Consider the following 24,023-nt stretch of genomic DNA (forward strand, 5'->3'; position numbering starts at 1 on the left):
TCCGGCCGCGGTCGTCTGTGCGGAGAGTCAGACCGCCGCGAGCTCCTGCTGACGCGTGCGGATCGAGCGGTTCACTCCCGACACGATGGCCTTGAGAGAAGCCGTCGAGATGTCGCCGTCGATGCCGACGCCCCACAGGCGCTGATCGCCGACCTGCAGTTCGACATAGGCCGCCGCCTGTGCGTCGCCTCCGGCGCTGAGAGCATGCTCGACGTAGTCGTACACCGTGATGTCGAAGCCCTGACCACGCAGCACCTCGACGAAAGCCGCGACGGGGCCGTTGCCGTTCCCCGTGACCGACACCTGCTGGTCGTCGTCGCGCAGGACCACGTCGAGCGCGACGTCACCCGACATGTCGCTGCGGGTCTGCGTCGCGAGGAGCTCGAAGCGTCCCCACTTGGCCGCGGTGTCGGCGGCGGGCAGGTACTCGTCGTTGAAGATCGACCAGATCTGCTCGCTCGTGACCTCTCCGCCCTCGGCGTCCGTCTTGGCCTGCACGACACCGGAGAACTCGATCTGCAGCTTGCGGGGCAGATCGATCGCGTGGTCGGCCTTCAGCAGGTAGGCGACGCCGCCCTTGCCCGACTGCGAGTTGACGCGGATGACGGCCTCGTACGAGCGCCCGAGGTCCTTCGGGTCGATGGGCAGATACGGAACAGCCCACGGGATGTCGTCGACGGTGACGCCTTCGGCCTCGGCGCGGACGGCCATGGCCTCGAAACCCTTCTTGATCGCGTCCTGGTGGGAACCGCTGAACGCCGTGAACACCAGGTCGCCCGCCCACGGGCTGCGCTCCGGCACGGGCAGCTGGTTGCAGTACTCGACCGTGCGCTTGACCTGGTCGATATCGCTGAAATCGATCTGGGGGTCGATGCCCTGCGTGAACAGGTTGATCCCCAGCGCGACGATGTCGACGTTGCCGGTGCGCTCGCCGTTGCCGAACAGGCAGCCCTCGATCCGGTCGGCTCCGGCCATATAGCCGAGCTCGGCCGCAGCGATCGCCGTGCCGCGGTCATTGTGCGGGTGCAGCGACAGGATCACGTTCTCGCGGTGCGCGAGGTTGCGGCTCATCCACTCGATCGAGTCGGCGTATACGTTCGGGGAAGCCATCTCCACCGTCGCCGGCAGGTTGATGATCACCTTGCGGTCGGGAGTCGGCTCGAAGACCTCGATCACCTGGTTGCAGATGTCGACCGCGAACTCGAGCTCGGTCCCGGTGTAGCTCTCCGGCGAGTACTCGTAGTAGACCTTCGTGTCGGGAATGGTCTTCTCGAACTGGCGGCACAGGCGCGCGCCCTCGAGCGCGATGTCGATGATGCCCTGCTTGTCGGTGCGGAAGACGACCTCGCGCTGCAGCACGCTCGTGGAGTTGTACAGGTGCACGATCGCCTGCTTGGCGCCGGCGATCGATTCGTAGGTGCGGGCGATGAGGTGCTCGCGCGCCTGAGTCAGCACCTGGATGGTGACGTCGTCGGGGATCAGATTCTCTTCGATGAGCTGGCGGACGAAGTCGAAGTCGGTCTGGCTCGCCGAGGGGAACCCGACCTCGATCTCCTTGTAGCCCATGCTGACGAGCAGCTCGAACATCACGCGCTTGCGCTCGGGCGACATCGGATCGATGAGCGCCTGGTTGCCGTCACGGAGGTCGACCGCGCACCAGCGAGGCGCCTCGGTGATGCGGGCGTCGGGCCAGGTGCGGTCAGGCAGGTGGACGCTGATCTGCTCGTGGAACGGCCGGTACTTGTGGATCGGCATCGCGGACGGGCGCTGAGTGTTCTGCATGATGGGGCTTCTTCTCTTCGTCAAGATGAACGGGCCAACACAAGCGCCGCGACGAGGAAGGCCCTAGCTTTAGGACTCGTCGCGGCAGCTAAGAAGAAGCAGACCGCCGAAAGGCATGAGGTCATGCTAGCAGGGATGCCCTCGCGGTTTCGACGAGCGTGAGACGATCCGGACGGTATCGACACTTGCCGGTATGAGCACATCGCAGCGTCGCCTGATCATCGCCGCGGCCTCAGCCGTCGGCCTCCTGTTGCTGACCGCCTGCACGACGGGTCCCGGAAGCTCCGCCGCCCCGACGAGCACAACGGTGCCCGCCGAGCACCGCCTCGAGAACGTCCGACCCGACCTCCCCGAAGGGCGCGTCATCGGGGTGGGCACGGTGCTGGACGTGGCCGGGGAGGTGCAGCTGTGCATGGGAGCGATCATGGAGTCGTATCCTCCGCAGTGCAGCGGCGTCCCCCTCGACGACTGGTCCTGGGAAGGTGTGGAGGGCAGCGAGTCCAGCGGCGAGATCACGTGGGGTGCGTACGCCGTGTACGCGACCTACGACGGCGAGCGACTCACGACCACGGACGCACCGATCATGCTCGCACTGTACGACCCGATCGCGCCGGAAGACCCCACGGACGGTGTCGACGGGAAGACGCCGACCGACGAGCTCACGCAGATCCAGGACGACCTCTCGACCCGCCTCGGTGATGGGGCCCTCACACTCCGCACCGATCGGGGCTACGTCTGGCTGAGCGTCGTGTGGGACGACGGCGCGATCCAGGACGCGGCAGATTCGGAGTACGGCGACGGTGTCGTGGTCGTCACGTCCGTGCTCCGGGAGATCGACTGATCTACGGGATCAACGCGAGTTTGCCGCCGGGATGGCCGCTGGCGAGAAGTCGATGCGCCGCGGGCGCCGCGCTGAGGGGAAAGGTGCGGGCTACGGGGACGACGAGATCGCCGTTCTGCGCCAGGGCGATCAGCTCGCTGCGCACCTCGTCGCGGAAGCGGGCACTTTCCGGCATCGACCCCGCGATGGCCAGGATTCCCTCGGCCTCCGCGCGGCCGGCGGCGGCGATCGTGACGATCCGCTGACGGTCTGAGACCAGTTCGAGGGAGACGTCGACGGCTTCGTCCGTCCCCACCGCGTCCAGTGCTGCGGCGATCGGAGCGTCCGCCAGGTCACGCACTCGATCCGCGAGCCCGGGGCCGTATTGAACGGGAAGACCTCCGAACGTTCGCACTTCGTCGAAGCGGGCCTCGCTCGCCGTCCCGATCACCCGTATGCCCCGGAGCCGCGCCTGCTGCAGCACGCTCACGCCGACCGCGCCCGAAGCGCCGTGGAGCAGGATCGTCTCCCCCGGCGCCGCACCGGTGACAGCGAGCATCTCCGCGGCCGTGGTGCCGACGAGCAGCAGGTTCGCCGCCTCCGGATGTGTGAGAGTCGATGGCTTGGCGAACACCTTCTCGGCGGGAAGCGTGACCTCCGTCGCATAACCGCCGCGCACGCGGAAGGCGACGACCTCGTCGCCGATCTCGACAGCACCCGAGCCGATCCGGGTGTCCGCGCCGATCGCCGAGATCTCTCCCGAGACCTCGTATCCGATCGGAACGGGAAGTTGGACGCCCGAGCGGGGGACGGCGACATGCTTCGCATCGGCGGGGTTGACCCCGGCGGCATGGACACGGATCGTGACCTCACCGGCATCGGGAGCAGGCACCTCGGCCTCGACGAACTCCCAGATATCGGGCGAGCCCCACATCCTCGCGACCCAGTGCCGCGCGCGGTTCAGGTCAGCCGAGGTCACAGCGCACGACGCTTTCTCAGAGGACGCAACGCAGGTTCGTGACCGTGCCCGACACGTTGGACCAGTTCCCCGCGGAGATCGTGGCCAGCACCGACGATCCGTTCCGCGCCTGCATGTACCCGGAGGTCCGTGCATTCGCCGCTGACCTGGTCACGAAGCTCGCGGGCACGGTGTTGACGCTGCACGAGCTGAAGCTCAGGATGTTCCCGCCGAGGGACGCGAGGCTGAAAGCACAGGTCTTGCCGGTCGCACAGCCTCCGACCGTGCGCGCCGAGATGCTCGACTTCGCCGTGACCTGCAACTCCATGCCGAGCTCCGGCCATACGGCTCGCGTCGCATCGAGGACGATCCCGCCCGGCACCTCTTCGAGCATGGCCGCGACAGCGGGATCGACCTCACGATCGCCCGATTCCGCCGCCATCGCCGGAGTCGCTCCGAGCGTGACGACCATCCCGAGGATGATCGCCGCGAGAGTCTTCGATCGTCTCATCGGAACACCTCCTCATCGACGTCCCACATCTGGTAGGAGATGATCGAGCCTGCGGCGAAGAGCTCATCGGCGATCAGAACGGTGCGCTCGACCCCGACGATCCGGCCCGTATCGCGGGACACCAGGACCACGTCGCTCACCGCCCCGTCGGGAGACAGCACGCGGATGCCGGTGACGGGACGCCCCAGCCGATCCGTCGTCGTTCCGAGCGCCTGACCGCCACCGGCCTCTTCGAGGAGGAGCAGGAGCTCTCGGTGCTGCGCATTCGTCAACGTCCACTGTCCGAGGATGGAGGTGAACGCCATCTCCACGTCGTATGCGGTCGGCTCCTCCGGCATCCCGAACGCACGGAGGATGGCCACCATGTCGTCGCGCGTCTCGCCGGGCACGGTCGTCCAGGGGGTCGTGAAGTCGCCGGGCGCCATCACCAGATCGTTGACCACTCTCCCGCTGCTGGTGACCTCGGCGGCATTGCTCGCGACCGCATCGGACGGATCGTACGGAACCCCGTCGATCGTGGTCGCGCGTCCGGAACCATCCGGTTCCCACGTCAGAATCGAAAGCTGAGGCACCACCGTGGTCGTCCTCGAATCGACCTCGACGTTGAACCCCCAGGAGGCGGTTCTGACCGAGCGCTCCGGGACCGCGGGGCCGGGCGTCGCGGCGAGGCTTGCATCGGCGCCGTCGACGATCTGAGCGACCGTGACCGAGCCGTCGAAGTCGAGCGGTGACGGCATCCCCGCCACCGCAGCGCCCTGGGGCGAGAACACGGCGAACGCGATCGCCGTCGAGGCTGCCACCGCCGTCAGGCCAGATGCCCAGCCGAGCGCGCGTCGACGACGACGTCTCGGTGCGGTGCTCGTGCGGAGAATGCGGTCGCGAGTCGCGAGGGCCCGCGCGTCGGGGGCGGCGTCACGTGGCGTCGGCGCGGGATCGGCGTCGCTCAGCAGCCGTTCGAGCACGGCGTTTTCAGTCATCACCCGTTATCAGCCCCTCCGAGCCCAGCTCCGCATGCAGGCGTTCCCGCGCACGTCCCAGCGTCTTCCGCACTCGGGACTCAGAAGCGCGCAACAGCTCCGCGATCTCCCCCACCGCGAGTCCATCCCAGTACGTGAGCATGATGATACGCCTCTGACCTGGGGTGAGGACAGCCAAAGCCCGGATCACCTCCACGCGGCCGCGGTGATCCTGCGTTCCGCCTTCACCCGAGACACCGAGATGCACGGCGTCGATCGCACCGGCTGGAGTCGATGCCCGGCCTGAACGAGCACGCAGCCGCCGATCCGCTGCGCGCAGCAGCCAGACCCGACTCGGCGGTCGAGCAGGTCTGAGTTTCGTCCACGCGAGCAGGAACACCTCCGAGACGATCTCGGTGACTTCCTCCTCCGCGCCGACCACGCCCTCGATGTGGTGACGTACTGCTGCCCAGTGCTCATCGAACACTCGGGTGAAGACCTCGTTGCGCAGCGGATTCGGGTCTTCGCTGCGACCCCTCATGTCGCCGGGGTCGGCGGCCTTCCCGCCGCCATCGACGTGGTGCCGGATGTCATCTCAGAATCCGAGTCTGCCGAGCTGCTTCGGATCGCGCTGCCATTCTTTCGCGACCTTGACATGCAGACCGAGGAACACACGTGTTCCCAGCAGCTCCTCGATACCGACACGCGCTCGCGCCCCCACCTCGCTGAGCCGCTTTCCCTTGTGCCCGATGATGATCGCCTTCTGACTGTCGCGCTCCACCACGATCGAGGCGTGCACATCGGTCAGGTCGGTGCCCTCCCTCGACGCGATGTCATCGATGACGACGGCGATCGAGTGCGGGAGCTCATCGCGCACGCCCTCGAGGGCGGCTTCCCGGATCATCTCGGCGATCCGGTCCTCTTGCGACTCGTCCGTCGTGATGCCCTCGGGGTACAGTGCCGGTCCCTTCGGCATGAGCGTCAGGATCTCGTCCGAGAGGACGTCGAGCTGCTCACGGGTCAGCGCGGACAGCGGGATGACCGCGGCCCAGTCCTCCCGAAGCGAGTCGACCTCCATCAGCCGCTCTGTGACCTCGTCACGTCCGGCCGCATCCATCTTGGTCACGATCGCGATCTTCTTCGCGCGCGGGTAGCCGTCGAGCGAGGCGGCGATGCGTCGGTCTCCCGGACCGACTTTCTCGTTCGCGGGAACGCAGAAGCCGATGACGTCGACGTCACCCAGCACCTGCTCCACGAGATCGTTCAGCCGCTCGCCGAGCAGCGTGCGCGGCTTGTGGATCCCCGGGGTGTCCACGATGACGAGCTGCCCCTCCGGGCGGTTGACGATGCCACGGATCGCTCGACGCGTCGTCTGCGGCTTCTCGCTCGTGATGGCGATCTTCTCACCCACGAGCGCGTTCGTGAGCGTCGACTTCCCGACGTTGGGGCGGCCGACGAATGTCACGAACCCGCTTCGAGTGTCGTCAGTCATCGTCTCGATCTCCTTCATCCTGCGAAGCGTCGGGTTCCCCCGCCGCACGTTCCACGAACACCGTCGCGATTCCTCGCCCACGACCGCGCGACGCACCGCCCGTGAGTATCAAACCTTCCACGGTCGCCGTTGCACCGGGCTGCGGCACCTGTCCCAGCGCCTTGCCGAGCAGGCCGCCGATCGAGTCCACGTCCTCGTCCTCGAGCTCGAGACCGAACAGGTCGCCGACGTCCTCGAGCGAGAGGCGGGCGCTCACGCGGTATCGTCCGTGACCGAGATCGACGAACTCCGCCGATACCTGATCGTACTCGTCGGAGATCTCGCCGACGAGTTCCTCGATCAGATCCTCGAGCGTCACGAGCCCCGAGATCCCACCGTGCTCGTCGATCACCAGGCAGACATGGACGGCGTCACGCTTCATCTGCTGCAGGAGGGTCTCGGCGCGCATCGACTCCGGCACGAAGGTCGCCGGTCGCGCGATCGGACGGATCGAGGCCGCCCGCCACGCGCTGTCGTCGCGGTAGGCGAACTGCACCAGATCCTTGAGATACAGCACCCCGACGACGTCGTCGGCATCGTCGTCGACGACGGGCATCCGGGACACGCCGCGATTCAGGAAGAGCGACATCGCCTCGTCCGTGGTCGCCGTGGCGTCGACGGTCACCATCTCGGTGCGGGGCACCATCACGGCGCGGACGAACTGATCGGTGAAGTCGAAGACCGAGTGGATGAGATCGCGGTCGTCCTCCTCGATGAGGTCGTTCGACGCCGCCTCGTCGACCATGCTCAAGAGCTGATCCTCGCTGGTGAAGGAGCTGCGCCCCGTGCCGGGAGTGACCCGGTTGCCGAGCACCACGAGACCCTGAGCGAGCGGACCGAGGAATATGCGCAGCCCCCGCACGATCGACGCCGTGCCGCGGATCATGCCCTCGGCGTGCTGGCGTCCGAACGATCGTGGGCTCGCCCCCACCAGAACGAAGGTGATGGCGGTCATGAGGACGGCGGCGGCGAGCATCGCCCACCAGTTGTTCTCGATCAGGATGGTGAACGCCACCGTCACGAGCACGGCGGCCGTCACCTCCGCCAGCACGCGGATGAACGCCACGGCGTTCACGTGCGCATCGAGGTCCGCGGCGATACGCCCCAGTGCCTTGGCCCTGCGCCCCTCCGTGGCCATGTCGGCGAGCCCCGCGCGCGAAGTGACTCCGTACGCCGCGTCGATCGCGGACATGAGACCGCCGAACGCCACCAGCAGCACGGCGGCGATCAGCAGGAGAGCCGCGGTCATCGCCGGCGTTCAGCCGCGGCGAAACCCTGGATCAGTTCCTTCTGCAGTCCGAACATCTCACGCTCCTCATCGGGCTCGGCGTGATCGAATCCGAGGAGGTGGAGCAGCCCGTGGGTTGTGAGCAGGATGAGCTCGTCCATCAGGGTGTGTCCTGCGGCCTGGGCCTGCGTCTCCGCCACCTGCGGGCAGAGCACGATGTCGCCGAGCAGACCGGGCGCGGTCGGGCGGTCCTCCGTACCGGGGCGCAGCTCGTCCATGGGGAAGCTCAGCACGTCTGTGGGCCCGGGCTCGTCCATCCACTGCACGTGCAGCGCCTCCATGGCGCCCTCGTCGACGAGAACGATGGCCACCTCGGCGTCCGGGCTCACGTGCAGCTGCGCGAGGTTGAAATCGGTCAGTCGCTGCAGCACGGTCTCGTCGACGTCGATGGCCGACTCGTTGTTGATCTCGATCATGAGAGTCCTCGTTTCGGCGCGCGGTCACGCGGTCCTGGTCGTTGTGCTCCCCTGCGCTCGGCCCGGTTGGCGAACTCCGCCGCCTGCTCGCGCTCGAACCGCTGCGCCGTGCGCTTCTCGTCGTACTCGCTGTAGGCGTCGACGATGCGACCGACGAGCGAGTGCCGCACGACGTCATCGCTGGTGAGGCGGGAGAAGTGGATGTCGTCGATGCCGTCGAGAACCCGCGTGACCAGGCGGAGTCCGGAGGATCCTTGCGGAAGGTCGACCTGGGTGATGTCGCCCGTGACGACCATCCGCGTGCCGAAGCCGAGACGTGTGAGGAACATCTTCATCTGCTCGGGCGTGGTGTTCTGCGCCTCGTCGAGCACCACGAAGGAGTCGTTCAGCGTGCGGCCGCGCATGTAGGCGAGCGGCGCCACCTCGATCGTGCCCGTCGCCATCAGCCGCGGGACGATCTCGGGATCCATCATCTCGTTGAGGGCGTCGTACAGCGGGCGCAGGTAGGGGTCGATCTTGTCGGTGAGCGTGCCGGGGAGGAATCCGAGCCGCTCCCCCGCCTCGACGGCGGGACGCGTGAGGATGATGCGGGTGACTTCCTTGCGCTGCAGGGCCTGGACGGCCTTCGCCATCGCGAGGTAGGTCTTACCTGTGCCGGCGGGACCGATGCCGAACACGATCGTGTTCTCCTCGATCGCGTCGACGTACTCCTTCTGCCCGAGGGTCTTGGGCCGGATCACCTTGCCACGTGTGGTCAGGATCGCCTCTCCCAGGACCTCGCTCGGGCGCGGTCCCCCCTCCTGCCGCAGCATGCGCGCTGAACTGGAGACGTCGCTCGGAGCCAGATCATGACCGGCCTTGGTCATCGCGAGAAGCTCGTCGACCAGCGCCTTCGCCCTCGCGACCGCATCCGTGCTGCCGCTGAGCGTGATCTCGTTGCCGCGCACGAGCACCTGCACGTCGCGGTGCTCCTTCTCGAGCATCCGGAGCAGGCGGTCCTGCGGCCCGAGCAGCTGCACCATCGCGACGCCGTCGGCATAGATCTTCTCGACCGCCTCAGGCGGCTGGCCGCCCAGACTGCGCTCCTGGGGTTCGTGGTTCTCAGGCACCGACGCTCTTCTCGGTCAATCCCCCGGCCAGCACGTGCGCGTGGACGTGGAAAACGGTCTGTCCGGCGTTGACGCCGGTGTTGAAGACGAGGCGGAAGTCACCGTCGTCGGTGTGCTCCCCCGCGAGCGTGCCCGCGAAGGCGACCATGTCCGCCAGCAGGGAGGGGTCGCCGGCAGCGAGCTCGGTGACATCGCGGTACTCCGCAGTCTTCGGCACGACGAGCAGATGCACCGGTGCCTGCGGGGCGATGTCGCGCAGGGCGAAGAGGCGGTCGGTCTCGCCGATGATCTCGGCAGGGATCTCCCCGTTCAGAATGCGCGTGAAGATCGAGGGTTCCGTCATGCCGTCAAGTCTACTGACCACAGCGTCCACACAGCCCTGCGCCTGTCGCGGGGCTGTCGTGGCGCGGTCACCATCGGCCGAGGGCGACCGACAGCACGGCGATCGCGGCGGGGCCGGCCGTCGAGGTGCGCAGCACCGTGTCACCGAGCAGCACGCGCTCGGCCCCCGCCTCCGTCAGCCGGTGGAGTTCTTCCTCGGAGATCCCGCCTTCCGGGCCCACGACGAGCACCAGGTCACGGCCGTCCGGCTCGATCTCCGACAGCCGCACGGGGGCCGTCGGATCGAGCAGGAGGACACGCTGCGAGGCCGTACGCTCGGCGAGCTGCTTCGTCGAGACCGGCGCGACCACCTGCGGGAGCCACGCGCGGTGGGACTGCTTGGCCGCCTCGCGCACGATGGTCGCCCAGCGCTCTCGCCCCTTGACCGCCTTCGGCCCCTCCCAGCGGGACACGCTGCGGCTCGCCTGCCACGGCACGATCTCGTCGACGCCGAGTTCGCAGGCGGCCTGCACGGCGAGCTCGTCGCGATCGCCCTTCGCGAGCGCCTGGACCAGGACGATTCTCGGCACCGGCGCGGGATGGTCGACACGCTCCGCGATACGCACGTCGACTCGCGCGGGAGACACCTCTTCGGCGACGCCGACCAACCACACCCCCGCGCCGTCGCCGACCGTGACGGCCTCACCGACGCGAAGCCGCCGCACGACGGCCGCGTGTTTCGCCTCGGCACCGGTCAACGACACGAGGTCCCCGACTCCGACGCCGGTCGACGATTCGACGAGGAAGTGCAGCGCCATGATCAGTGGCTGCGGAAACGGTCGCGGAGCTTCGAGAAGAGTCCCTGCTGGAACTGCGCCAGCTGAGGCTCCGGCGACTTCACCTTCTTCGCGAACTCCTCGATCAGCGCCCGCTGCGCGGAGTCCAAGCGGGTCGGGGTCAGCACCTGCACGCCGACCCTGAGGTCACCGCGTTGCGTGCCCCGGAGCGGGGTGATGCCCCGGCCCTTGATCGTGAGCACGTCGCCGGATTGGACGCCGGGGCGGATCTCGAGGTCGACCTCACCGTCCAGCCCCTGGATCTTGGTCTCGGTGCCAAGGATCGCGTCGGTCATCGACACCTCGAGCGTCGCGAGCAGGTCGTCGCCCTCACGGCTGAACGCCGCGTGCGGGTTGACCGTCACCTCGACGTACAGGTCTCCGTTCGGGCCACCCGCCTTGCCGACCTCGCCGGAGCCGGGAAGCTGCAGACGGAGCCCCGTCTCGACGCCGGCCGGGATGTCGAGCGACACCGTGCGGCGCGAACGTACACGCCCCTGACCCCCACACGTGCCACAGGGGTACGGGATCGTCGTGCCGTAGCCTTCGCACGTGCCGCAGGGCTGCGAGGTGACGACGTTGCCGAGCAGGCTGCGCACCTGCCGCTGCACGTGACCGGAGCCACCGCAGATGTCGCAGGTGACCGGAGAGGTTCCCTCCTGGCAGCAGGATCCCTGACACGTCTCGCACAGTACCGCCGTGTCGACGTCGATATCGCGATGCGCACCGAACACGACGTCTCCCAGGTCGAGCGTCACACGGACGAGCGCATCCTGACCCCGCTCTCGGCGCGAACGCGGACGCGCACCCCGACCGCCGCCCTGCGAGGCCCCGAAGAACGTCTCGAAGATGTCGCCGAAGCCTCCGAATCCTCCGAAGTTGCCCGCGGCGCCGTCTCCGCCGCCCATGTCGTATCGCCGGCGGGAATCATCGTCGCTGAGCACGTCGTACGCGTGCGTGACGAGCTTGAACTTCTCCGCAGCGTCTTCTCCCGGGTTCACATCCGGGTGCAGCTGCCGGGCGAGGCGTCGGTACGCCTTCTTGATCTCGTCGGTGGAAGCGTCTCGGGACACCCCGAGAACCTCATAGTGGTCCGCCACAATCGCCTTTCTGCGTGTGTCCGTCGGCGGCCGCGTCAGCGGCCGGCCTCGTCTTCGTCGAGCATCCGCGACAGGTAGCGGGCCACGGCCCGCGCTGCGGCGAGATTGCTCGGGTAGTCCATGCGCGTCGGCCCCATCACGCCGACGCGTGCAGTGCCGCTGGGCGCGGCGTAGTTGCTGGCGACGATCGACGCCTCGCCGAGACCGAACGGTGCGTTCTCGGTGCCGATGCTGGCGGCGAGCCCGTGCTCGTCCGTCACCATCTCGCTCATCAGACGCAGCAGCGTCACCTGCTCCTCGATGGCTTCGAGAAGGGGATGGATGCTGCCGCGGAAGTCCTGCTCCCGGCGGGCGAGGGTCGCCGCTCCCGCCATCACCAGGCGCTCCTGGCGGAATCCGCCGAGTTCGTCCATGACGACACCGGCGAGCGTGCGCAGCACCGCGTCCTGAGGCTTCTCCTCGGCGGCGAGCAGCGCCTGGAGACGGTCGGACGCCTCGCCGATGCCCTGACCGGTGATCAACGCGGACAGCCGAGCACGGAGCACCGCCATGTCGGCGTCGTCGATCGCCTCCGAGACGACGGCCATGCGCTGCGAGACCCCGCCCGCATCGGTCACGAGCACGATCAGAAGTCGATTCGGTGCAAGCGCGACCAGTTCGACATGCGTGACATGGGCGCGCGCGAACGACGGATACTGGGCGAGTGCAACCTGACCGGTCAGCTGCGTCAGCACCCGCACCGTGCGGACCATGAGGTCGTCGAGGTCGGCTGGCTCGCCGAGGAACGACTCGATCGCCGACCGCTGCGCCGACGAGAGCGGCCGCAGCTGGGCGAGGTGGTTGACGAACACGCGGTAGCCCTTGTCTGTGGGCACACGGCCGGACGAGGTGTGCGGAGCCGTGATGAGCTCCTCATCCTCGAGCAGCGCCATGTCGTTGCGGATCGTCGCCGCCGAGACGCCGAAGGAGTGCCGGTCGACGATGGATCGACTACCCACGGGTTCGTGGGTCTCGACGTAGTCCTGCACGATCGCGCGGAGAACCTGGAGTCCTCGCTCTGTGACCATCACCCTTCCCTTCCGCTGGCACTCGGACGTTCAGAGTGCCAATCCTACCCCGTGCAGCTCGGGTTTCCCCGTACCGGGTGCGCGCGACCCTAGGATGACGCTCATGACCCCCGTGCCCCACGTCACCCTGTCGAACGGCATCGTCCGCGGCACCGAGGAGGCCGGGATCGTCCGCTACCTCGGCATTCCCTATGCACAGGCCCCGTTCGGCGAGAACAGGTTCCGCGCACCGCGATCGGTCGCGTCCTGGGAGGGCGTGCGAGACGCCACGCAGTTCGGCCCCACTCCACCGCAGGTTCCGTACGCGGGGGCGATCGGCGAGCTTCTGGGATCCGTGCGCATCGACGGCGACGACATCCTCACAGCGAACGTCTGGGCTCCGTCCGGTACCTCAGGCGCACCCGTCCTGCTGTGGATCCACGGCGGCGCGCTGGAGAGGGGCACCGCTGCGCTGCCCCTCTACGACGGCACGGTCTTCGCCGCGGCCGGCATCGTCTTCGTCTCGATCAACTATCGGCTCGGGTCGGAGGGTTTCTCGGTGCTGGAAGGGGCTCCGCGAAACCTCGGTCTGCGCGACGCCGCCGCCGCATTGGAATGGGTGTACCGCGAGGTCGGCGCGTTCGGGGGCGATCCCGCGCAGATCACCGCGATGGGCGAGTCCGCCGGTGGGGCGATCGTCGCCGGGCTCCTCGCTCGAGATGAGTCCCGTGAGCTGATCCGTCGCGCCATCATCGAGTCGGGACCGCTTCAGGCGCAGACTCCGAAGAAGGCAGGGCGCGTGACGGCGCAGCTGGCGAAGCGACTCGGCGTCCGCGCCGATCGCGACGCGTTCGCCGCGCTGACGCCAGAGCAGCTGTTGGAGGCTCGGCGCGCGCAGTCCGCAGGATCCTCGCCCCTCGGAGGGGCGCCGGGCTTCCAGTTCGCCATCGACCCCGACAGCCTTCCGCGGTCACCGCATGAGGTGCTGAAGGAGATCGACACTCCGTTGCTGATCGGCAGCAACACCGACGAATACCGACTCTGGTTCCCGCCTGAGGCACTGGCCGGCATCAGCGAGCTCAAGCTGCAGGCCGCACGGTTGCTCTCGCGCATCCCGAGACGTGCCGTGAACGAGTACCGATCCGCCTTCCCCGGGGCGAGCACGGGTGAGGTGTTCGGTCAGCTCGTCACGGACCTGATGTTGCGCGCGCCCCTGAGCCGCGTGGCGGCCGCCCGCCCGGGGGTGACCCACGTCTACGAGTTCGCCTGGCCGAGTCCGGTGCGAGACCTGCGAGCGGCCCATGCTCTCGAGCTCGGTTTCGTGTTCGACCGGCTCGATGATGCCGAGGCCGAGCGCATGGCCGGTCCCGGTGCCCCGCGTGAACTCGCGGTCGAGATAAACTCGGCATGGGTGGGGTTCGTGACCTCGGGCGACCCCGGCTGGCCCGTCTACGGGTCCGGTCGCCGAACCCGTCTCTTCGATGCGGACAGCGCGACGGTGACGCAGCGACGAACAGCCGGGATGGATCTGCTCCCGGGTTGAGCCCGACCGGCGGTCAGTCGGTCAACTCGCGGACCACGGCGTCGGCGAGAAGGCGGCCGCGCAAGGTCAGCTGGATACGCCCCTGGAGCGCCGCGACCGGATCGACGAGTCCATCGGCCATGAGCCCGGCGACTCTGCTCCGGTTCGCGCTCGGCACGTCCTCGACGGCGATCCCTTCACGGATGCGGCTGAGCAACAGGATGCGCTCGAGCGTCCGCGACTCGTCGTCCGGGCGCTCGGTACCGGCCGCCGGAGACTCGGATGCCGCGAGGCGCTGCGCGTAGGCGGCGGGATGCTTCACGTTCCACCAGCGCAGCCCCGCGACGTGGCTGTGCGCACCAGGACCGAAGCCCCACCAGTCGCTCCCCCGCCAATACGCGAGGTTGTGCCGAGAACGGCGATCGGGCGTGTGCGCCCAGTTGCTCACCTCATACCAGTCGAAGCCGCCGTCGGCGAGACGAGCATCGGCCAGCTCGTACATGTCGGCCTGCAGGTCGTCATCAGGCGTCGGTACTTCGCCGCGGCGGATCTGGCGGGCGAGCTTCGTGCCGTCCTCGATGATCAGCGCGTAGGCGGAGATGTGGTCGGGCTCGAGGGCGAGAGCGGCATCGAGAGAGGCCTCCCAGTCGGAGAGCGACTCCCCCGGCGCCCCGTAGATCAGGTCGACGCTCACGGCCAGACCGGCGTCCTTCGCAGCGGCGACGGCGGTGCGCACGTTCTCGGGGCGGTGGGTGCGATCGAGCGCGGCGAGCACGTGGGGAACGGCCGACTGCATCCCCACCGACATCCTCGTGACCCCGGCGTCCGCCAGAGTGCGCGCCACCTCGGGCGTCACCGTGTCAGGGTTCGCCTCGACGGTGACCTCCGCCCCCTCGGAGAGCCCGAAGGCACCGGTCGCTGCGTCGAGCATGCGAGCCAGGTCACCCGCGGGAAGAAGCGTCGGCGTACCACCGCCGAAGAAGACCGTGTCCATCGGCCGCAGCGCACCCGCGTCGTCCAGTACCCGACGGGCCAGAGTGATCTCGGAGATCAACGTCGAGGCGTAGTCCTCCTGCTTCGCCCCGCGCAGCTCGGTCGACGTATAGGTATTGAAGTCGCAGTAACCGCAGCGCACGGTGCAGAACGGAATGTGCAGGTATGCCGAGAACGGAACGGCCGTGTCGATCGCGAGGTCGGACGGCAGACGCCCGTCCGCTGGCGCGGGATCCCCGAGGGGAAGCGGTCCCGCCATCAGAGCGGGGTCGCGTAGAGCGGAGAGATCGCCCGGAGATAGCGTGCGAACAGCTCACGACGACGACGCTTCACGAGTGCGGGAATCGTGCGATAGAGAAGACCGTTCGGCGCATCGAAGGCCCGGACGGTGAACCAGACCTCGTCGTTGTCCTCGCGCCAGTCCACGTCGAAAGACTCTTCGCCGCTGACCACCGAGCCGCCGACCGTGCCGAGGACGAACCCGACGCGTCGGGTCTCTTCTGTGACGGAGATCACGCGGAGCTCGGAATCGGCACGCATGCCGGCGACACGTCCTCGAAGGTGCAGGGTCATCCCCGCCCCGACGAAGGGCATCCCCTCGGCGTCGTAACGCGGCTCCACATCGCGCTTGCTCGGAGCGATCGGATTGCCCTCGGCATCGAAGCTCACCCCGGCGTAGGCGGGCCCCGGTGCAGGACGCACATCCTCGACCGAAAGGCCGGCAGCGCGCTGCGCCGTCCACGACAGGAGCGCTTCACCGGCGGTCTGGAACCGCTCGAGGCCACTGCCGATCCGCCAGGATTCCTCCGCCGGGATGCTGCGCTCCGGCGGGTACTGCATCAGGTCGGGCGCATGGGTCGCACCCACGGCCGCATAGTCCACCGTGTCGTCTCGGAAAGTCCCGCGCCGCATGACTTCCACCCTACTTCGCGTTGCCTGAGCGAACACCCCCACGCGCCGCGGGAGGTCACATCCCCGGGCGCGATCAGGCGTCGCTACTTCTTGTCCTTGCCTTCGACGTCTCCCGAGAGCGCGGCGATGAACGCCTCCTGGGGGACCTCGACGCGGCCGACCATCTTCATGCGCTTCTTGCCCTCCTTCTGCTTCTCGAGGAGCTTGCGCTTGCGGGTGATGTCACCGCCGTAGCACTTGGCGAGCACGTCCTTGCGAATAGCGCGGATGGTCTCGCGGGCGATGATGCGCGCACCGATCGCGGCTTGGATCGGCACCTCGAACTGCTGGCGAGGGATGAGTTTGCGCAGACGCTCGGCCATCATCGTTCCGTAGGCGTATGCCTTCTCACGATGCACGATGGAGCTGAACGCGTCGACCTTCTCGCCCTGGAGGAGGATGTCGACCTTCACGAGGTCGGCCTCCTGCTGTCCGGAGGGCTCGTAGTCGAGCGACGCGTACCCCTGGGTCTTCGACTTCAGCTGGTCGAAGAAGTCGAACACGATCTCGCCGAGGGGCATGTTGTACCGCAGTTCGACGCGCTCCTCGGAGAAGTACTCCATGCCGAGGAGCGTTCCGCGGCGCGACTGGCACAGCTCCATGACCGTGCCGACGTAGTCCTTCGGCAGCAGGATCGCCGCCTTGACCATCGGTTCCGACACCGAGCCGATGCGCCCGTCGGGGTACTCGCTCGGGTTGGTCACGGTGACCGTTTCGCCGGTGTCACTCGTGAGCACCTCGTAGATCACGCTGGGCGCGGTCGTGATGAGGTCGAGGTTGAATTCTCGGGCCAGGCGCTCGGTGATGATCTCGAGGTGCAGCAGCCCGAGGAAACCGCAACGGAAACCGAAACCGAGCGCGACCGAGGTCTCCGGCTCATACACGAGGGAAGCATCGGAGAGCTTGAGCTTGTCGAGGGCCTCGCGCAGTTCGGCGTAGTCGCTGCCGTCGATCGGGTACAGACCCGAGAAGACCATCGGCTTCGGGTCGGTGTAACCGGGCAGAGCCTCGGACGCCGGCTTGCGAGACGTGGTGATGGTGTCGCCGACCTTCGACTGGCGCACGTCCTTCACACCGGTGATGAGGTAACCCACCTCTCCGACACCGAGTCCCTTGGTCGGGGTCGGCTCCGGACTCGACACGCCGACTTCGAGCGCCTCATGGTTCGCGCCGGTCGACATCATCTGGATGCGCTCGCGCGGCGACAGGCTTCCGTCGACCATGCGCACATAGGTGACCACACCGCGATAGGCGTCGTATACGGAGTCGAAGATCATCGCACGGGCCGGAGCATCCGCGTCACCGGTCGGCGCGGGGATCTCCTGGACCAACCGGTCGAGGAGTTCCTCGACGCCGACGCCGGTCTTGCCGGAGACCCGAAGAACGTCCTCGGGCTTGCCGCCGATGAGCGAGGCCAGCTCCTTCGCGTACTTCTCCGGATCTGCCGCCGGCAGGTCGATCTTGTTCAGCACGGGGATGATGTGGAGGTCGTTCTCGAGCGCCAAGTAGAGGTTCGCGAGGGTCTGCGCCTCGATTCCCTGCGCCGCGTCGACGAGCAGGATCGCTCCCTCGCAGGCCGCGAGCGAACGCGAGACCTCGTACGTGAAGTCGACGTGGCCGGGCGTGTCGATCATGTTCAGCGCGACGGTCTGCCCATCGAGTTCCCACGGCATCCGAACGGCCTGGCTCTTGATTGTGATGCCACGCTCGCGCTCGATGTCCATGCGGTCGAGGTACTGCGCGCGCATGTCGCGATCGGAGACGACCCCCGTGATCTGGAGCATGCGGTCGGCGAGCGTCGACTTGCCGTGATCGATGTGGGCGATGATGCAGAAGTTACGGATCTGCGCAGCCGGCGTCGCAGCAGGCTGAAGAGGAGTGAGAGCGCGTGGGGACATGTCCACTCGATTGTACGGTCAGGGGAGGCTAATCCCCGATTCGGCCATACCGGTGATAGTCTCCCGAAGTTGCCAAGGGAAAATCCGTGACACCGGATCCCGCAAGCGATAAGACTCCGTCATACACCCCGTGATGGTCGTCGCGTCGCAGAGTTCGGTGGATGGCGATTGTGTATCCAACTGACTCAGCGTTGCGTCGGCAGATCCCGAGCGCGTCTGTAGAAGAGAAAGACTGACCCCCCTTGATCAAGTACCTCCTGCGCCGAACACTCGGCTGGCTGCTCATGATCGTGGTCGCCACGAATCTCACGTTCTTCCTGGCGTGGGGCTTCCTCGATCCGCGCAGCAACTACGTGGGACGGCGTCCACCGCTCTCCCCTGAGCAGATCGACAACGTCCTCATCCCGCGCAACCTCAGCGACACGGTCCCGCTGATCGAGCGGTGGTGGAACTGGTTCAGCAGCATCCTGTTCCGCTGGGACTGGGGTGTGAGCCCGACGGGTCAGTCTGTCAACGAACAGGTCTCGTACCGCATGTGGGTCAGCGCCGAGCTCGTTCTCGGGGCGACGATCATCGCCGCGGTGCTGGGAATCTGGCTCGGCGTCTACACCGCCTCTCGCCAGTACAAGCTCGCCGACCGCATCGGCCAGGCGACCTCGATCATCACGATGAACGTGAACATCATCGTGGCCGGTCTCGCCGTCGTGCTTCTCGCGATCGCCCTCAACGAGTGGACCGGCGTGCGCATCTTCTACGTCACCGGCTCGTCGAGTCCCGGAGTCACCGGCTTCTTCCCCGTCCTGGTCGACACACTCCAGCACCTCACGCTGCCCACGATCGCGCTCGTGATCGTCGGGTACGCGCAGTACCACTTCCTGCAGCGGTCGCTCCTGCTCGACAACATCAACGCCGACTACGTACGCACCGCGCGTGCGAAGGGTCTGACCAAGTCGCAGGCGATCCGTAAGCACGCCCTCCGGACGTCACTCATCCCCGTCGCGACGCAGGTCGCCTTCACGATCCCGACCATCTTCACCGGTGCGGTCCTGACGGAGCGGATCTTCGCCTGGCAGGGCATGGGCCGGTACTTCCTCGACACCATCAACAACAACGACATCAACGGCGTCGTCGCCGTCGCCGCATTCGGCGCCGTGCTGACCGCGGTGGGCGCAGTGCTCGCCGACGTCGTCGTCGTCGTTCTCGACCCGCGAGTGAGGGTGAGCTGATTATGACCACCGATATGATCGACCCTCTCGTCGAGCCACCGGTCGCACCACCGACCGCCGACTGCGCCTCGGGCAAGTCGCTGTCAAAGTGGGCGCTCTACACCCGCCGGTTCATGCGCAACAAGCCGGCCGTCGGCGGCGTCGTCGTCCTCCTCGTGCTGATTCTGTTCTCGACACTGGGACCGCTGCTGTCGCAGTACCAGGTCGACAGCATGGACTTCCTCGCCCTGAGCCAGCCGCCGTCCGCGGCGCACTGGTTCGGCACCAACGGCGCCGGCAACGACACCTACGTGCAGACAGCCATCGGCCTGCAGCGATCCCTCATGATCGCGATCACGGTCTCGGTGGGCACCACGATCCTCTCGGCGCTCGTCGGTACCGCGGCTGCCTACTTCGGCGGCTGGTTCGAGCGTTTCGCCCTGCTCTTCATCCACTTCATGATGGTGGTGCCGACCTTCCTCCTGCTGTCGATCATCTCGAACGACTCCGGTGGAGTGTGGTGGGTCATCGCGTTCGTGATGATCTTCGTCGGCTGGTTCTTCCCTGCGAGGATCATCTGGACGATGACCCTGTCTCTGCGCGAGCGGGAGTATGTGCAAGCCGCGCGCTACATGGGCGTCCGCGGCCTGCGCATCGTGACGCGTCACCTGATCCCGAACATCGGATCGCTGCTGGTGATCAACTTCACCCTCGGTATCGTCGCCGCCGTGACGACCGAGACGGGGTTGTCGTTCATCGGCTTCGGCGTGAAGATCCCGGATGTGTCCCTCGGCTCGCTGATCGGTGAGGGCAGCTCCTCGATCACCAGCTCTCCGTGGTTGTTCTACTTCCCCGCGCTGATCCTCACCCTGCTGACCGTGTCGATGGCGCTCATCGCCGACGGACTGCGCGATGCCCTCGATCCCACTTCGGCTGCTGGAGGCCGCGCATGAGCCCTGTACTGTCCGTCCGCGACCTCAGGGTCAGCTTCGCGTCCGAGGCCGGCCGCGTCGATGCCGTCCGCGGTGTGTCCTTCGACCTCGAGGCAGGTAAGACCCTCGGCATCGTCGGCGAGTCCGGCTCCGGAAAGTCCGTCACCTCTCTCGCCGTGATGGGCCTGCTCGACGAGAACGCCAAGGTCACCGGATCCATCGTGTTCGACGGCCAGGAGCTCCTCGGCAAGACCGACACGCAGCTCTCCGCCATCCGCGGCAACGGGATCTCGATGGTCTTCCAGGACCCGCTCACCTCTCTCACCCCGGTGTACACGATCGGCGCCCAGCTGATCGAGGCACTGACGGTGCACCGCAACCTCAGCATCAAGGAGGCGACCGCACGTTCGATCGACCTTCTCAAGCTGGTGGGCATCACCGAGCCCGAGAAGCGGATGAAGTCCTTCCCGCACGAGTTCTCCGGCGGCATGCGCCAGCGCGTCGTCATCGCGATCGCCATGGCGAACGACCCGAAGCTGATCATCGCCGACGAGCCGACGACCGCACTCGACGTCACGATCCAGGCCCAGATCCTCGACCTGATCGAGAAGGCGCAGGCCGAAACCGGTGCCGCAGTGATGATGATCACCCACGACATGGGTGTCGTCGCCCGTACGGCCGACGATGTGATGGTCATGTACGCCGGCAAACCCGTCGAGCAGGCGCCGGTGCGCGAGCTTTTCCACCAGACCCGGATGCCGTACTCGATCGGTCTTCTCGGCGCGATCCCTCGTGTCGACAAGGCGGAGAAAGAACCGCTCACCCCGATCAAGGGCAACCCGCCTCTCCTGATCAACCTGCCGGACGCGTGCCCGTTCGCTGACCGCTGCCCGATCGTCATGGATGCGTGCCGTACCAGCGAGCCCGAGCTGCTGCCCGTGCTGACCGGTGGCGGCGAGGAGCATCGCGCGGCATGCATCCGCGCGAACGAGATCACCGACGGCGGCCTGCTCGGCGGCCTCCCCGTGTACCCGGTGCGCGAAGCTCCGGAGAGCGCGCTCACCCGACTCCCCCGCGAGGAGCGCCCCATCACGCTCGAGGTGAAGAACCTCACCAAGACCTTCCCGCTGCTCAAGGGTGCGTTCCTGAAGCGCAAGGTCGGCGAGGTGCACGCGATCAAGGGCATCAGCTTCGACGTGCGTGAGGGCGAGACGCTGGCCATCGTCGGCGAGTCCGGCAGCGGCAAGACCACGACACTGCTCCAGATCATGGACATGGTGAAGCAGACAGACGGCGACATCGTCATCGCGGGCACCAGCGTCAACGACATCCACAGTCACAAGGTGGAGCGCGCGCTGCGCCGCGATATCCAGATCGTGTTCCAGGACCCGATGGGCGCACTCGATCCGCGTATGACGGTCGCGGATATCATCTCGGAGCCGCTCTCGGCGATCGGCACTCCGAAGGCCGAGGCGCACCAGCGTGTGAAAGAGCTGATGGATCTCGTCGGTCTCAACCCGGCGCACAGCGATCGCTTCCCGCAGGCGTTCTCCGGTGGCCAGCGTCAGCGAATCGGCATCGCCAGGGCCCTGTCGACGAACCCCAAGATCCTGGTGCTCGACGAGCCGGTCTCCGCGCTCGACGTGTCGATCCAGGCCGGCGTGATCAACCTGCTCGACGACCTCAAGGTCAAGCTCGGCCTGTCGTACCTGTTCGTCGCGCACGATCTGTCCGTCGTCCGACACATCGCCGACCGGGTCGCCGTGATGTACCTCGGAGACTTCGTCGAGCACGGCGACGTCGACGATGTCTTCGACAACCCGCAGCACCCCTACACGAAGGCGCTGCTGTCCGCGATCCCGGTCCCCGACCCCGATATCGAGCGCACCCGCGAACGGATCGTGTTCGATCCCGCGACGGTGACGGCGCGTCCCGTCGCCTCGTGATCGGGCGACGGATCACCGTCCGATAACAGTTAGTCCAGATTCACTTGCCGCAGGAGCATTCGTGCACTCGGCGAACTATTCTCCCCTTATGACACGCCGCAAGGCGAAAGGAGCACCATGAAGCAGTACAAGCTGATGGGAGCGCTGGCACTCACCGGCGCTTTCGCACTCGCGCTCAGCGGGTGCGCTACCGGCAACACCGGCAGTAGCGACAAGGGCGACAACGGCGAAGCAGCCGAGGTCGAGATGGCGAACTACAACCCCCAGCCCCGCGAGAACCTCAAGGAGGGCGGCACGGTCAACTTCGCCATCCGTGAGCTCCCGCCCCAGCTGAACTCGTTCAACAGCGACGGCAGCGCGGACACCCAGCGCGTCGCGTCGTGGTACATGCCGCAGATCATCCTGATGAAGCCGGACGGCACGCAGTACAAGAACGACAACTACCTCTCCGAGTGGAAGAACGAAGTCAAGGACGGCAAGACCGTCCTGACCTTCACGTTCACCGATGAGGCGCACTGGAACGATGGCACCGACATGGACTGGACGGCCATCGACGCCACGTGGAAGGCCAACCGTTCCTACGACGAGGGCTTCAACCCCAACGCGACGGACGGCTACAAGGACATCGAGTCGGTCGAACAGGGCGACACCGCGAAGACCGCGATCGTCACGTTCAAGAGCGAGTTCGCCTGGCCGCAGATGCCGTTCAACGGCGGCGTGATCCACCCGGCGCTCGCGGACCCGACGACTTTCAACGAGGCGATGATCGAGAACCCGCACCCCGAGTGGGGCGCTGGTCCGTACACCGTCAACGAGTTCGACGCCAACAAGGGCTACATCTCCTTCAAGCCGAACCCCGAGTGGTGGGGCGACGCACCGCTCCTCGACGAAGTCACCATGACCGGCATGGACGCCCAGGCCGGCGTCAACGCCTTCAAGAACGGTGAAGTCGACATGGTCGAGACGGGCTCCCAGGAGCTCATCGACCAGGTCAAGGACGTCGACGGCGCGGTGGTGTACCGCGCTCAGCAGACCGCCAACACCATCCTGCAGGTCGACTCGACCAAGCCGCAGTTCGAGGACGTCAAGGTTCGCGAGGCGTTCTTCAAGGCGATCAACATCGACCAGCAGAAGCAGATCGCCTGGAACGGCCTCGGCTACGAAGAGGACCCGGCCGGCTCGCTGACCCTGTTCTCGTTCCAGCCCGGCTACGAGGACTCGATGAAGGCCGCCGGTTGGAAGTTCGACGTCGAGGGCGCTAAGAAGCTCCTCGACGAGGCCGGCTGGAAGGAAGGCTCCGACGGCATCCGCGAGAAGGACGGCGTCAAGCTCTCCGTCGTCTACCCGATCTGGGCGGACTCCGCGACGCAGAAGGCTCTCGCACAGTCGCTGCAGGCGCAGGAGAAGGCGATCGGCATCGACGTCAAGGTCGAGGTCCGTCCGGCCAGCCAGTTCTCCGAGGACTACACCTCGAAGAACTGGGATGTCTCCGGTCTCCGCTTCACCTCCTCCGACCCGTTCGGTGCCGCCTGGTTCTGCCAGCTGTACTGCTCGGACTCGGGACTCAACCTCTCGGGTGTCGGCGACGAGGAACTCGACGCCGAGATCAAGGACAAGGTCGAGTCGCAGTCCGACCCGGAGGCGCAGACCGCGGCCGCGATGAAGCTCGAGCCGGAGATCTACAAGCGCTGGGGTCTCATCCCGCTGTACAACGGCCCGCAGATCTACACCGTCAAGGAAGGCCTGGCGAACCTCACGCCCGAGCCCTACGTCGGTCTGGACCTGTTCGGCATCACCCCGGTCGAGAACGTCGGCTGGGAGAAGTAACACTCTCTGACACACATCGTGTCGAAGCGGGGTCGGTGGTTCATCCACCGGCCCCGCTTTCCTTATGCTGATCCC

Annotated in this window: 22 protein-coding genes; 6 read left to right on the forward strand and 16 right to left on the reverse strand. The window is 66.9% G+C overall.

Features of this window, described 5'->3' with window-relative positions; translation table 11 throughout:
* Nucleotides 1-27: 27 nt before the first annotated feature.
* Nucleotides 28-1,782, reverse strand: coding sequence for a 2-isopropylmalate synthase (gene leuA, locus ACFVWL_RS17015; protein ID WP_387185244.1), 1,755 nt, complete (start codon nucleotides 1,780-1,782; stop codon nucleotides 28-30).
* A gap of 193 nt (nucleotides 1,783-1,975) precedes the next feature.
* Here leuA and ACFVWL_RS17020 point away from each other — a divergent pair, with 193 nt between their 5' ends.
* Nucleotides 1,976-2,623 (forward strand): hypothetical protein, encoded by a 648-nt coding sequence (locus ACFVWL_RS17020; RefSeq protein WP_387185246.1) that lies wholly within the window; start codon nucleotides 1,976-1,978, stop codon nucleotides 2,621-2,623.
* A gap of 1 nt (nucleotide 2,624) precedes the next feature.
* On the opposite strand, the gene ACFVWL_RS17025 is transcribed toward ACFVWL_RS17020, so the two are convergent.
* The 12 genes from ACFVWL_RS17025 to hrcA form a co-directional block, all read right to left on the reverse strand.
* Nucleotides 2,625-3,536 (reverse strand): NADP-dependent oxidoreductase, encoded by a 912-nt coding sequence (locus ACFVWL_RS17025; RefSeq protein ID WP_387185353.1) that lies wholly within the window; start codon nucleotides 3,534-3,536, stop codon nucleotides 2,625-2,627.
* Nucleotides 3,537-3,597: 61 nt separating this feature from the next.
* A complete protein-coding gene (locus ACFVWL_RS17030; protein ID WP_387185249.1) occupies nucleotides 3,598-4,071 on the reverse strand; it encodes a hypothetical protein in 474 nt (157 codons plus the stop codon).
* The gene (locus ACFVWL_RS17035; protein ID WP_387185252.1) at nucleotides 4,068-5,048 is read right to left on the reverse strand and encodes a hypothetical protein; all 981 of its coding nucleotides are present in this window, start codon (nucleotides 5,046-5,048) and stop codon (nucleotides 4,068-4,070) included. Before ACFVWL_RS17035 ends, ACFVWL_RS17030 begins: the two co-directional genes overlap by 4 nt.
* The gene (locus ACFVWL_RS17040; protein WP_387185255.1) at nucleotides 5,041-5,568 is read right to left on the reverse strand and encodes an RNA polymerase sigma factor; all 528 of its coding nucleotides are present in this window, start codon (nucleotides 5,566-5,568) and stop codon (nucleotides 5,041-5,043) included. Before ACFVWL_RS17040 ends, ACFVWL_RS17035 begins: the two co-directional genes overlap by 8 nt.
* A 54-nt stretch (nucleotides 5,569-5,622) precedes the next feature.
* Nucleotides 5,623-6,519: a GTPase Era gene (gene era, locus ACFVWL_RS17045; RefSeq protein ID WP_387185258.1), complete on the reverse strand. Its 897-nt coding sequence runs from the start codon at nucleotides 6,517-6,519 to the stop codon at nucleotides 5,623-5,625.
* Nucleotides 6,512-7,807 carry a hemolysin family protein gene (locus ACFVWL_RS17050; protein ID WP_387185261.1) on the reverse strand — a complete coding sequence of 432 codons (1,296 nt, stop codon included), beginning with the start codon at nucleotides 7,805-7,807 and terminating at the stop codon, nucleotides 6,512-6,514. Before ACFVWL_RS17050 ends, era begins: the two co-directional genes overlap by 8 nt.
* A complete protein-coding gene (gene ybeY, locus ACFVWL_RS17055) occupies nucleotides 7,804-8,262 on the reverse strand; it encodes an rRNA maturation RNase YbeY (RefSeq protein ID WP_017202321.1) in 459 nt (152 codons plus the stop codon). The genes ACFVWL_RS17050 and ybeY overlap by 4 nt, the downstream gene beginning before the upstream one ends.
* Nucleotides 8,259-9,284, reverse strand: coding sequence for a PhoH family protein (locus ACFVWL_RS17060; protein ID WP_387185356.1), 1,026 nt, complete (start codon nucleotides 9,282-9,284; stop codon nucleotides 8,259-8,261). Before ACFVWL_RS17060 ends, ybeY begins: the two co-directional genes overlap by 4 nt.
* Before the next feature lie 79 nt (nucleotides 9,285-9,363).
* Nucleotides 9,364-9,714: an HIT domain-containing protein gene (locus tag ACFVWL_RS17065; RefSeq protein ID WP_387185265.1), complete on the reverse strand. Its 351-nt coding sequence runs from the start codon at nucleotides 9,712-9,714 to the stop codon at nucleotides 9,364-9,366.
* A gap of 67 nt (nucleotides 9,715-9,781) precedes the next feature.
* On the reverse strand, nucleotides 9,782-10,510 hold the full coding sequence (locus ACFVWL_RS17070; protein ID WP_387185268.1) for a 16S rRNA (uracil(1498)-N(3))-methyltransferase: 729 nt from the start codon (nucleotides 10,508-10,510) through the stop codon (nucleotides 9,782-9,784).
* Nucleotides 10,511-10,512: 2 nt separating this feature from the next.
* The gene (gene dnaJ / locus ACFVWL_RS17075) at nucleotides 10,513-11,628 is read right to left on the reverse strand and encodes a molecular chaperone DnaJ (RefSeq protein WP_387185269.1); all 1,116 of its coding nucleotides are present in this window, start codon (nucleotides 11,626-11,628) and stop codon (nucleotides 10,513-10,515) included.
* Between the two features lie 35 nt (nucleotides 11,629-11,663).
* Nucleotides 11,664-12,695, reverse strand: a complete 1,032-nt coding sequence (hrcA, locus tag ACFVWL_RS17080) for a heat-inducible transcriptional repressor HrcA (RefSeq protein WP_387185272.1) — start codon at nucleotides 12,693-12,695, stop codon at nucleotides 11,664-11,666.
* 103 nt (nucleotides 12,696-12,798) lie between these two features.
* Here hrcA and ACFVWL_RS17085 point away from each other — a divergent pair, with 103 nt between their 5' ends.
* Nucleotides 12,799-14,217, forward strand: coding sequence for a carboxylesterase/lipase family protein (locus ACFVWL_RS17085; RefSeq protein ID WP_387185275.1), 1,419 nt, complete (start codon nucleotides 12,799-12,801; stop codon nucleotides 14,215-14,217).
* Between the two features lie 13 nt (nucleotides 14,218-14,230).
* Here the strand turns inward: ACFVWL_RS17085 and hemW are convergent, their stop codons facing one another.
* From hemW to lepA, 3 genes are all read right to left on the reverse strand, one after another.
* Nucleotides 14,231-15,448, reverse strand: coding sequence for a radical SAM family heme chaperone HemW (hemW, locus tag ACFVWL_RS17090; RefSeq protein WP_387185278.1), 1,218 nt, complete (start codon nucleotides 15,446-15,448; stop codon nucleotides 14,231-14,233).
* Entirely contained in the window at nucleotides 15,448-16,101 is a 654-nt protein-coding gene (locus tag ACFVWL_RS17095) for a DUF1990 family protein (RefSeq protein WP_387185281.1), read from the reverse strand. The genes hemW and ACFVWL_RS17095 overlap by 1 nt, the downstream gene beginning before the upstream one ends.
* A gap of 83 nt (nucleotides 16,102-16,184) precedes the next feature.
* Nucleotides 16,185-18,038: a translation elongation factor 4 gene (gene lepA / locus ACFVWL_RS17100; protein ID WP_017830359.1), complete on the reverse strand. Its 1,854-nt coding sequence runs from the start codon at nucleotides 18,036-18,038 to the stop codon at nucleotides 16,185-16,187.
* A gap of 242 nt (nucleotides 18,039-18,280) precedes the next feature.
* Here lepA and ACFVWL_RS17105 point away from each other — a divergent pair, with 242 nt between their 5' ends.
* The 4 genes from ACFVWL_RS17105 to ACFVWL_RS17120 all read left to right on the forward strand — a co-directional run bounded on the left by ACFVWL_RS17105 (nucleotide 18,281) and on the right by ACFVWL_RS17120 (nucleotide 23,948).
* A complete protein-coding gene (locus tag ACFVWL_RS17105; protein ID WP_387185284.1) occupies nucleotides 18,281-19,264 on the forward strand; it encodes an ABC transporter permease in 984 nt (327 codons plus the stop codon).
* Nucleotides 19,265-19,266: 2 nt separating this feature from the next.
* Nucleotides 19,267-20,196, forward strand: coding sequence for an ABC transporter permease (locus tag ACFVWL_RS17110; protein ID WP_387185287.1), 930 nt, complete (start codon nucleotides 19,267-19,269; stop codon nucleotides 20,194-20,196).
* Nucleotides 20,193-22,121, forward strand: a complete 1,929-nt coding sequence (locus tag ACFVWL_RS17115) for an ABC transporter ATP-binding protein (RefSeq protein ID WP_387185289.1) — start codon at nucleotides 20,193-20,195, stop codon at nucleotides 22,119-22,121. The genes ACFVWL_RS17110 and ACFVWL_RS17115 overlap by 4 nt, the downstream gene beginning before the upstream one ends.
* 117 nt (nucleotides 22,122-22,238) lie before the next feature.
* A complete protein-coding gene (locus ACFVWL_RS17120) occupies nucleotides 22,239-23,948 on the forward strand; it encodes an ABC transporter family substrate-binding protein (RefSeq protein WP_387185292.1) in 1,710 nt (569 codons plus the stop codon).
* The last annotated feature ends 75 nt before the right edge of the window (nucleotides 23,949-24,023 follow it).

Origin of the sequence: Microbacterium sp. NPDC058269, assembly GCF_042881445.1 — a bacterium.
In the GTDB taxonomy this organism is placed as follows: domain Bacteria; phylum Actinomycetota; class Actinomycetes; order Actinomycetales; family Microbacteriaceae; genus Microbacterium.